Origin of the sequence: Glaciecola siphonariae (genome assembly GCF_042652645.1) — a bacterium.
GTDB classification, from domain to species: domain Bacteria; phylum Pseudomonadota; class Gammaproteobacteria; order Enterobacterales; family Alteromonadaceae; genus Glaciecola; species Glaciecola siphonariae.
Genome location: NZ_JBHSGU010000012.1, coordinates 1 through 7,915, shown reverse-complemented (window position 1 = coordinate 7,915; position 7,915 = coordinate 1). Strand labels below are relative to the sequence as shown.

11 protein-coding genes and 1 pseudogene are annotated in these 7,915 nt (G+C 40.3%); 3 read left to right on the top strand and 9 right to left on the bottom strand.

The window, feature by feature from the left end:
* The first annotated feature begins 506 nt into the window (after positions 1–506).
* Complete coding sequence (locus ACFO4O_RS15160) at positions 507–851, top strand: hypothetical protein (protein WP_382410042.1); 345 nt, start codon at positions 507–509, stop codon at positions 849–851.
* 254 nt (positions 852–1,105) lie between these two features.
* Here the strand turns inward: ACFO4O_RS15160 and ACFO4O_RS15155 are convergent, their stop codons facing one another.
* The 9 genes and pseudogenes from ACFO4O_RS15155 to ACFO4O_RS15115 all read right to left on the bottom strand — a co-directional run bounded on the left by ACFO4O_RS15155 (position 1,106) and on the right by ACFO4O_RS15115 (position 6,499).
* Complete coding sequence (locus tag ACFO4O_RS15155) at positions 1,106–1,456, bottom strand: hypothetical protein (RefSeq protein ID WP_382410040.1); 351 nt, start codon at positions 1,454–1,456, stop codon at positions 1,106–1,108.
* Between the two features lie 16 nt (positions 1,457–1,472).
* Positions 1,473–2,183: an RHS repeat-associated core domain-containing protein gene (locus ACFO4O_RS15150; protein ID WP_382410038.1), complete on the bottom strand. Its 711-nt coding sequence runs from the start codon at positions 2,181–2,183 to the stop codon at positions 1,473–1,475.
* Complete coding sequence (locus ACFO4O_RS15145) at positions 2,164–2,790, bottom strand: hypothetical protein (protein ID WP_382410036.1); 627 nt, start codon at positions 2,788–2,790, stop codon at positions 2,164–2,166. The genes ACFO4O_RS15150 and ACFO4O_RS15145 overlap by 20 nt, the downstream gene beginning before the upstream one ends.
* Positions 2,791–3,369: 579 nt before the next feature.
* Positions 3,370–3,831 (bottom strand): hypothetical protein, encoded by a 462-nt coding sequence (locus ACFO4O_RS15140; RefSeq protein WP_382410052.1) that lies wholly within the window; start codon positions 3,829–3,831, stop codon positions 3,370–3,372.
* Positions 3,832–3,873: 42 nt separating this feature from the next.
* Positions 3,874–3,999, bottom strand: a pseudogene (locus ACFO4O_RS15135) (RHS repeat-associated core domain-containing protein); the annotation flags it as partial.
* Positions 4,000–4,035: 36 nt separating this feature from the next.
* Entirely contained in the window at positions 4,036–4,500 is a 465-nt protein-coding gene (locus ACFO4O_RS15130) for a type II toxin-antitoxin system YhaV family toxin (protein WP_382410034.1), read from the bottom strand.
* Positions 4,501–4,502: 2 nt separating this feature from the next.
* The gene (locus ACFO4O_RS15125) at positions 4,503–4,832 is read right to left on the bottom strand and encodes a type II toxin-antitoxin system PrlF family antitoxin (protein WP_382410032.1); all 330 of its coding nucleotides are present in this window, start codon (positions 4,830–4,832) and stop codon (positions 4,503–4,505) included.
* A gap of 78 nt (positions 4,833–4,910) precedes the next feature.
* Positions 4,911–5,594 (bottom strand): transposase, encoded by a 684-nt coding sequence (locus ACFO4O_RS15120; RefSeq protein ID WP_382410030.1) that lies wholly within the window; start codon positions 5,592–5,594, stop codon positions 4,911–4,913.
* A gap of 197 nt (positions 5,595–5,791) precedes the next feature.
* Positions 5,792–6,499, bottom strand: a complete 708-nt coding sequence (locus ACFO4O_RS15115) for a hypothetical protein (RefSeq protein ID WP_382410028.1) — start codon at positions 6,497–6,499, stop codon at positions 5,792–5,794.
* Positions 6,500–7,336: 837 nt separating this feature from the next.
* Between ACFO4O_RS15115 and ACFO4O_RS15110 the strand changes: the two genes are divergently transcribed.
* Positions 7,337–7,549: a hypothetical protein gene (locus ACFO4O_RS15110; RefSeq protein WP_382410026.1), complete on the top strand. Its 213-nt coding sequence runs from the start codon at positions 7,337–7,339 to the stop codon at positions 7,547–7,549.
* Between the two features lie 2 nt (positions 7,550–7,551).
* Complete coding sequence (locus tag ACFO4O_RS15105) at positions 7,552–7,713, top strand: hypothetical protein (RefSeq protein ID WP_382410024.1); 162 nt, start codon at positions 7,552–7,554, stop codon at positions 7,711–7,713.
* The last annotated feature ends 202 nt before the right edge of the window (positions 7,714–7,915 follow it).

Genomic DNA, 7,915 nt, shown 5'->3' with positions numbered 1-7,915 from the left:
ATTTTGTGAAGTGACGAAGAAATCTAAATTTTATAAATCGCTAAATTCGAATCAACAAACTATTGTGATAAACGAGGTTTGCGTCTTTAAGTGATGCTGTCATCGTGCAAGTGTTATGCAGCATTAGTATGTGTGTTAAGCGTTACAGGTAACTATAAAACTGGCCGTAGTTGATTAAAACCAACGACCGAAAAAATAGACATGAACAGCGATACAATTAACCTTGGACAAAACGGCGAAATTAGATTGCCCGACGATATCTGCAATAATCTGGATGCCACCCTTGGAGACATTGTATATTTTGAATATGATATCCAAAACGTCGTTTATGCCTGTCTCGCTAACAATTCTACGATATATTTGCAAAGAACCTGCCCCTTTGATGTGTTCAGACAAAATCGTTGTTTTGAATATCCCTGATACATTTAAGCTGATGCAGCCCGAACTCATCGAATTACTCCAGCAACATGTACAGATTTTTTCTTAGCGCTATACTTAAGGCTAAGATGAATGAGGAAGCTAGCGTCATGCCGATTTGCCAAACAGAATTTGAAATGGTTGAACCTGAACAGATTAACTCTGCTCTTTCTTCTCTTACAAGAGAGTGCTTCGTCGATGGAATGGCTGCTTACAAGCCGAAAGAAGCGTGTTTTTCTATCGATGCTGGCGAAAATGATATTACGGCTATCTACGATGAGGAAGACAAGTCCATTAAATTTATTTGTCGCTACCAACGTCAGCTGAATTATTATGACAATCAGTTATCCGCGTTTGCGGCCAAACATGGAGTTTTTTTGAAGAGAGACTCCAACCGCAACATGGCAGTTAACAACGACAGGCATATCTTATGAATGGTCAACTTGATGTGCTCGCGTTAGCCGAACACGTAGCAATGGAAAGCGAATCTGGAAAATTAACCCGCGACCTAATAGCCCTGGGAAATACATTGTATGGGAAAAACCCCGAATACCCTGAATATCTCCAACGGACAAGTCCAAATAGACAAAAAATGCTCGGTCACTGGCGGAATGGTCAATTCGAATCGGTCTTTTGCCTGCTATAAAAACAAGGCCTCGCGAGTGCGAGGCTTTGGTTTCAAAATGATTCAGTTTTTATCGGAATCTAGGCTCTTATACCTAGCCTTGAACTCCAGTAAGCCATTAGAATATAAAACAGGTTTAAAGTCCTTGTCTTGAATAGCGAAAGTACTCTCTTCAACTAAAACGCCCGTTACATCAGCAAATATTTGGCACTCTAATTTATCCAAATTACTCTTATTACAACTTACCCACATCCCTCCATCGGAGCCACCTGCCCATATCGCACCTTCAGGAACAGTTGAAGGTCTCTCTGGAATACTACTGGTAGTAACTTTAGAGGATAATCGTTCATTTGAAATCCAGCCAGCTACTATTCCAAATAATAAAACTAATGTGATTAATACAAATTTACCCATTTCAAATTACCTTGTCTTAGTTTAACGCTTCATCTAATTTACGAGATTCTATTCTTCCACTCACTCTAAATACGCCACCTGAGTAACTCATACTTTTTGCACCATTTGCACCTTGTAACTCTCCTATATATGAGTTTGGCCGTGGGTCTATCATCATAGGTGTATTAACGCCTCCAGCCTCAAGTCCATCCTGCATAAACGTTCCACAACTATTGTACATGGACCAATCTCCATATCCTCCATCACTGCCACTAAGTCCGACAAGAGGGTTTGCAAATGCTTCTACTGAAGCGAAATCAGCTCCAGAGAAATAGGCAGCCGATATTGCCCCCCCTTGACCAGATTTACTAGAGATCTCAGCGAAAACTTTAGCAAGAGATGCCGAAGTGGGAGCGCCACCAGACATAACAACATCGTTATCAAGTCTAATGTTTCTAACCATGCCATCATTGCCATACCGACCAAATTCGTAGTAACGAGTGAGTCCGGTATCTGGATTTATATTTAATAAGCCAGCATGTCCAAGGTTGCTAACTTTAGTGCCTGCCACTGATATTTTGTAATCAGGAAATACTATCGCCACAGCATCCCGACCATCTGGATCAACATATTTGTATGGATTATTATTTGCGTAGCTATAACGATTGAAGTTATGAACATTATCAAACCCAACTGGATCATTCGAATAGAAACGACCGATAACTGGATCATAGTATCGTGCCTGCATATACATTCAACCCAAGCTCAACATCAAACTTATGTCCGGTAAACCCAACATCATCTGGCGTATTGCCCAGTGTCGCACCAAAGGGTTTGTAATGGTTGCGGGCAATCACTGTGCCGGTAGTGGTGGGTAATGGCTTTGTAGTTTCTTCTACCTTGGCAACGAGTTTATTGCCTAAATACACATAGTCGGTAAACAGGCCGTCTTCTTGTCGGTACAGCAACTTACCATTAAAGCCATAGTACGAATAGCTGGTTTTACCATTTTCACGCATTTTCACGCGCTTGTTGTCAGTGTCGTACGAGTAGGCGTTACTGCCTGCCGATGTCATTTGGTTGCGGGCGTTGTAGCTAAATACATGGCGGCTGTTTTTACGCACATTGCCACGGTCGTCGTATTGATACCTAGCCGTATGGCCGCCATTTACCGACGTCAATTGCTTATTGCTGTTATACACATAGTTGATGTGCTCAGAGCCCATGCGCTTACTTAAAATATTGCCCATATCATCATAGCTCACCGAGCCGCTACCAAAGGCACTTTTGCTGATGGTCTCGAGTCTGTCTAGATTATCGTAGCTCATGCCTAACGAATAGCTAGCTTGAAACAAATCACCTAAGGCTTGGATGTTGTTGTTTTTATTATCTTCACACTGGCACGAGATTCTATCAGCCCACTTCTACCAAAGCTTTGATTAGCAAGCGAAATCAAAATTGCTTTAACTCACTTTTGGGGTCGGCGAGCAATTCGGCGTAATGAGCTGCTCAAGTTTTATCGGTCGAGTAGTCTCTTCTTTTAACTGATACGACCCCTTGATTTCTTATTTATGAAACTTCAATAAACTAATTCACATTTCGCATCTTAAAATATCGATATATAAACGGCGATAGAGTTAAAAGACAAATAGAGCATGAAATGAGGTAAAACTTAATTTGCGAGCCGAAATAATAGTCCATTTGCAGTATTCCTCTAGAAACAATAAATAGAAGCACCGAAAAAAATAATATGATTCGCATCAAAAGATGATCGCGCACCTTTGACCAGAACGCCCAATTATAAAGCAACAATAACGTAGCGATGGCTGACACATAATAGTCCCATGAGCCTATTTTTATTATCATCCAAAAGCTATCTACTGATAGCACGAATAACAAAATTGTATACGAGTAGAAAAATAGCTTTTTCATTTTTATTTATGTCCTGATACTCTTAATTTCGCCTCGCATGCCGCTTCGCAAACTATTCCAGCAGCCTCCCAATTTAAGGCACCCTTCAAGACTTTTACCGGAGCTTTCATAGGTGTTGGTACAGTTTTTAATTTATCAACTTTATTAATTGCTTTGTCGATTCCAGACAATGCCTCCAAGGGCATTAACTCAATTTCTTCTGGAATCTCCCCACCAAAGTAGATAGAAGTACGACAAAGAAAGGTTTCAAATCCACAACTGTTTTTTAGTTGTGACCTAGAACCATATAACTGCTCATTCAGCCACCCCTCATAAGTTTGCGTGACACCGTCATGTCGAGTCACCATTCTCGTCTGAGCGCTTGCTTCCGCGTTATTGGCCCAATTTTTTACCTGCTTTTCGAATGGCTCAGATTTTTTTTCTTTTCCACCACCCCCCTCTTCATTCGGCGCAAAATTTATCACCGTGCACTGCGCCCTCTTCTCACAAGACGTCATGCCGTTAGGGTCGGTATACCGATAAGGATTATTGTTCGCATAAGTATATCGATTAAAGCTGTGCACATCTCGATATCCAACCGGATCATTTGAGTAAAACCGCCCAATCACTGGATCATAGTATCGTGCCTGCATATACAGTAATCAGTTTTACCAACCACCTATTCGTTGCTAGCTTAAAGCAGAGGCGGATTTTAAAAGAGCGTCCCAACTATCGGGGGGATTACCTGTTGCTAGCATTGTACTGAAAACTTTATAAGCATCGGTTTTACTTTCATATGCGCGTTTTGTTTTTTCATCATTTACCCAAGCGTAAACGATAACCTTAGACGCTTGATGATATCGAAAGAATAGGCGATATTGTTGGAAAAACTTTGCCCTGAACCAGTGTTTATTGTCCCCGCCCAATGTGGAGCCTTGACGAAATTCTGTTGAGGTAGGGTCGTTTGGAATGATTTCAAAAATTAGCTTCTCAATCGCTCCGAGTCGCTTGGTCACGTTTTTCTTTTTGTACCCGACAGGATCTTGTGCCTTTAGAGCCTTAACTTTATCTGTTAATGATGATAGCTGCTTTAGAAAAAGAGGATGTGCATACAGCGTCCATCCATTGATGATAAGTAGTTTGTTATCTGGCAAAATCAGTCGTCGTTTTCGTCTAATGGCGCGCTTAAATCAATATCAACACCTTCAGTCAAGGTTTGAATAGACGCTCTCATAGCAGGGCTGAGCGCTTGAATATTCTCAGGGTGTTGCTCAATATCGTTTCCTAGAAAAGACAAAAACGCATTCAAAGCTGGGTCGTCTTCGCTTGGCTCGGCGCGCGATAGCGTCACACTTCCATTAGGCTCTACAGTAAATCTGATTTTGTCTTTTTTGCCTAAATGCAAGGCTTTACGCACCACACTAGGCACTGTTGTTTGATAACGCTCAGTAAGGGTAGATTCAGTTTGTAGGGGTAATTGTGGCATTGATATATTCTCAATTAAGTTCACGATATTGATAGTAATGCAAATGCATTACTATTGCCAGTACTAATTACCAAGGGGTCAGGTTTCTTGAAACCAACCCTTGAACTCTTCGGAGCGTCTATCGCCGCCATGCTCAAGATATCCAACAAATCGTTTGAGTTGTTCTGATATTTGCTCTACAAATTTGTCATTGCCCAAAACTCTGGATTTGCTAATAGACAGCCTAATTTTATCCAAGGCCTCATTCGGTAACGCTTCGCGAATAAGCTGATTATAGGCTCTTTTACGACTTTCTGAGTCTTTACTGAGTGATAAATAGAGTGGATGCGGCGTAATCATGGCAATATCCTTGCTGCCTCCATTCGCATGGTAACTGCTCCATACGTAGTCTTTGGGATGGTTAACCATTTTTGCCCTTACAGGGTTTAGTTCTATGTATTGATAAACCTGTAGCAAGTATTCATCACTATTGACCAAACTCGATTTAAACCGACCTTCCCAAAGGGTGCCGGTCCGATTGTAAGTCGTATTGATGTAACGAACAAAATAACGACCCAAGCTTTGCATAACACGGCTGATTCCCTCACAATCCGACGCTTGCAAAAGCAAATGCACATGATTGGTCATTAAAACGAAACAGTGAATTTTCACGTTGAATTTTTCTGCACTCTCTTTGAGTTTACTTAGATACACCGCATAATCAGAAGCTTGAAAGAAGCACGCTTTTCGATTGTTCCCTCGTTGAACAACGTGCACAGGCATGTTTGGAACCATTATCCTTGGACGTCGAGCCAATTGTCTTTCTCCATAAAAACAGACTGGCTTGATTTTTACTGAAATATCTTGGCTTTAATACTGACCAACCGGACAGAATTTTCTCACCTTAACGAAATAGAAACTCACTTCTTAATATAAAAGCATTTTAAAGAACTTGCCCTTTGATCGGACCCTTTGATCGTTTATTGTGCCGCACATTTTGACTCATAGTATAGACGACTTGTTAAATTACTCGGCAGTTTAAAAATGTCGAAGGTTAAACTATCGCTGATATAGCAATACAAAACGGGCTGCCCTTGCATCAATTTGTATAATTTTTGCAATGCCGGTTTATGCTTAAAATCATCTCCTGAAAAATATTTTATATGTTGCAAATAGTTTAGAATTTGAGCTGTGATAAAAGACTCTTGTTCAAGCTCCAATTCAAAAGCTAAGTAAAGATATTCAAAAATTAAATCTTTATCAGCTGAGTGTGAATAGGCAATTTTCTGAAGTCCTAAAAACAGAGGTAATAGATAAGCTTCATTTGGATTAAGCTCAATATAAGCTCTCAACAAAGAAGTGCCTAAATATCTGTCTTTTGGTACGCTTGATAAGCTCAATACCCTAGCCAAAGGCTCCAAGCTTCTATCAACCCCTTTTATATAAGCTTCACTCCATAGTTTAACCGCCTTTTCGATATCCCCTCTGTAAAATGCACACCCACCCGCATTATTTAGATGCGCGTCATAAGAGCCTCTCTCTTCCTCGTTGAGCGCTAAGATTTGGTTTGCCAATTCGCAATGCTGTGGAGTTGGTTTAAGGGGAATCAAATAGCCAAACAACGGCCTCTCTGAAGAAACTGAAAATTGACTGAAACAAAGAATTAGAATCAAGACTAAAACTCGCATAACTTTATCCTGCTTTGAGGGGGCAGATTCCTTGAAACCAACCTTTCTGCTGCATGGAACAAAGGCGCTCCTCGATTATATCCACATTAAACAACATGGATAGATATGTTGCGAACAATAATTCTAACGCAGCGAGAAAATTGATTTTTGACTTAAAAACAAACTCTTAAACATCTTATTTTAAATCGCCTCTCGTTTCACATTAACAGCCAAGCCATATTTCATATTGAGCAGCTAATCAGCGTGAGCTAAAATTCAAAATACCTTTCAAGGAACCTGACCCCTAGATTCTCTTTTGGCCGAAATTTTAGATAAACCAATTACAATGCACAGCGAACCGATAACAATACTAAACAATACTCTCAGGATAAATAGTAATGGTGTGGCTTCTAAGCTGAGTGCGTTAAACCTGTTGAGTACCTGGCCATCAGATAACGAAAATATACTAGACAAAAATACAAATAAACCTAGCAAAATGTATATCGTCCCTTGAACTTTTGGAGAGCTTTGTTCATTCTCTGTCGTCGATTGCTTCACAAAATTCATCCTTCTGGTTTGAGGGGTCAGATTCCTTGAAACCAACCTTGCTGCTGCATGGAACAAAGGCGCTCTTCGATTATATCCACATTAAACAACATGGATAGATATGTTGCGAACAATAATTCTAACGCAGCGAGAAAATTGATTTTTGACTTAAAAACAAACTCTTAAACATCTTATTTTAAATCGCCTCTCGTTTCACATTATCAGCTAAGCAATATTTCATATTGAGCAGCTAATCAGCGTGAGCTAAAATTCAAAATACCTTTCAAGGAACCTGACCCCTAGATTCGCTAAATGGCCAAATTTAATATTAACGATACAGTGTTGGTCAAGGAAAGCGTTGAAACAAATGCTTATGTTGGTCAAAAAGGCTCGATAATAAATGTTTTTGAAACACGTCCTAGTGGAAAATATTTCGAGAAGTTCCCAGCTGGAGTCATATACATGATTGAGTTCGAAAATGGCGATGCTTTAGATGTTCATGAATCAGAGTTGAAAGAGATATGAACATGACTTCATCAGGGGTAAGTGAGGCTAAAATTAAAGTAGAAACATGGCAAGACCACCGCGCTGAAATGCAACGGGAAGACCGCCGAGAATGGCTGCAAGTGGTTGCGATTTCGATTGTGGTGATTGCCGCAGGTGCACTGCTGGCCTATCTGGTGCAGTGATGATTCTGGCAACGGAATATCAGCCAGTTTGGTGATGATGGAAGGCGGGAGTTGATGCTATCGGTTCCCGCTTTTTTGTTGGTTTTATTATCACACATAACGTGAATTAGTCTCGACTTAATCTGACAATCCTCTTGCAAAAGAGAGAGTTACCCGTTTTGATAAAGGTGTCGAATCTTTATTAACAAAACAAAAAGGTAAC

Bases quoted from the DNA above. Each gene is read 5' to 3' on its own strand.
- ACFO4O_RS15105 (WP_382410024.1), top strand. From the start codon at position 7,552: ATGACTTCATCAGGGGTAAGTGAGGCTAAAATTAAAGTAGAAACATGG.
- ACFO4O_RS15125 (WP_382410032.1), bottom strand. From the start codon at position 4,832: ATGCCACAATTACCCCTACAAACTGAATCTACCCTTACTGAGCGTTAT.
- ACFO4O_RS15120 (WP_382410030.1), bottom strand. From the start codon at position 5,594: ATGCCTGTGCACGTTGTTCAACGAGGGAACAATCGAAAAGCGTGCTTC.
- ACFO4O_RS15160 (WP_382410042.1), top strand. From the start codon at position 507: ATGAATGAGGAAGCTAGCGTCATGCCGATTTGCCAAACAGAATTTGAA.
- ACFO4O_RS15110 (WP_382410026.1), top strand. From the start codon at position 7,337: ATGGCCAAATTTAATATTAACGATACAGTGTTGGTCAAGGAAAGCGTT.
- ACFO4O_RS15115 (WP_382410028.1), bottom strand. From the start codon at position 6,499: ATGCGAGTTTTAGTCTTGATTCTAATTCTTTGTTTCAGTCAATTTTCA.
- ACFO4O_RS15150 (WP_382410038.1), bottom strand. From the start codon at position 2,183: ATGCAGGCACGATACTATGATCCAGTTATCGGTCGTTTCTATTCGAAT.
- ACFO4O_RS15155 (WP_382410040.1), bottom strand. From the start codon at position 1,456: ATGGGTAAATTTGTATTAATCACATTAGTTTTATTATTTGGAATAGTA.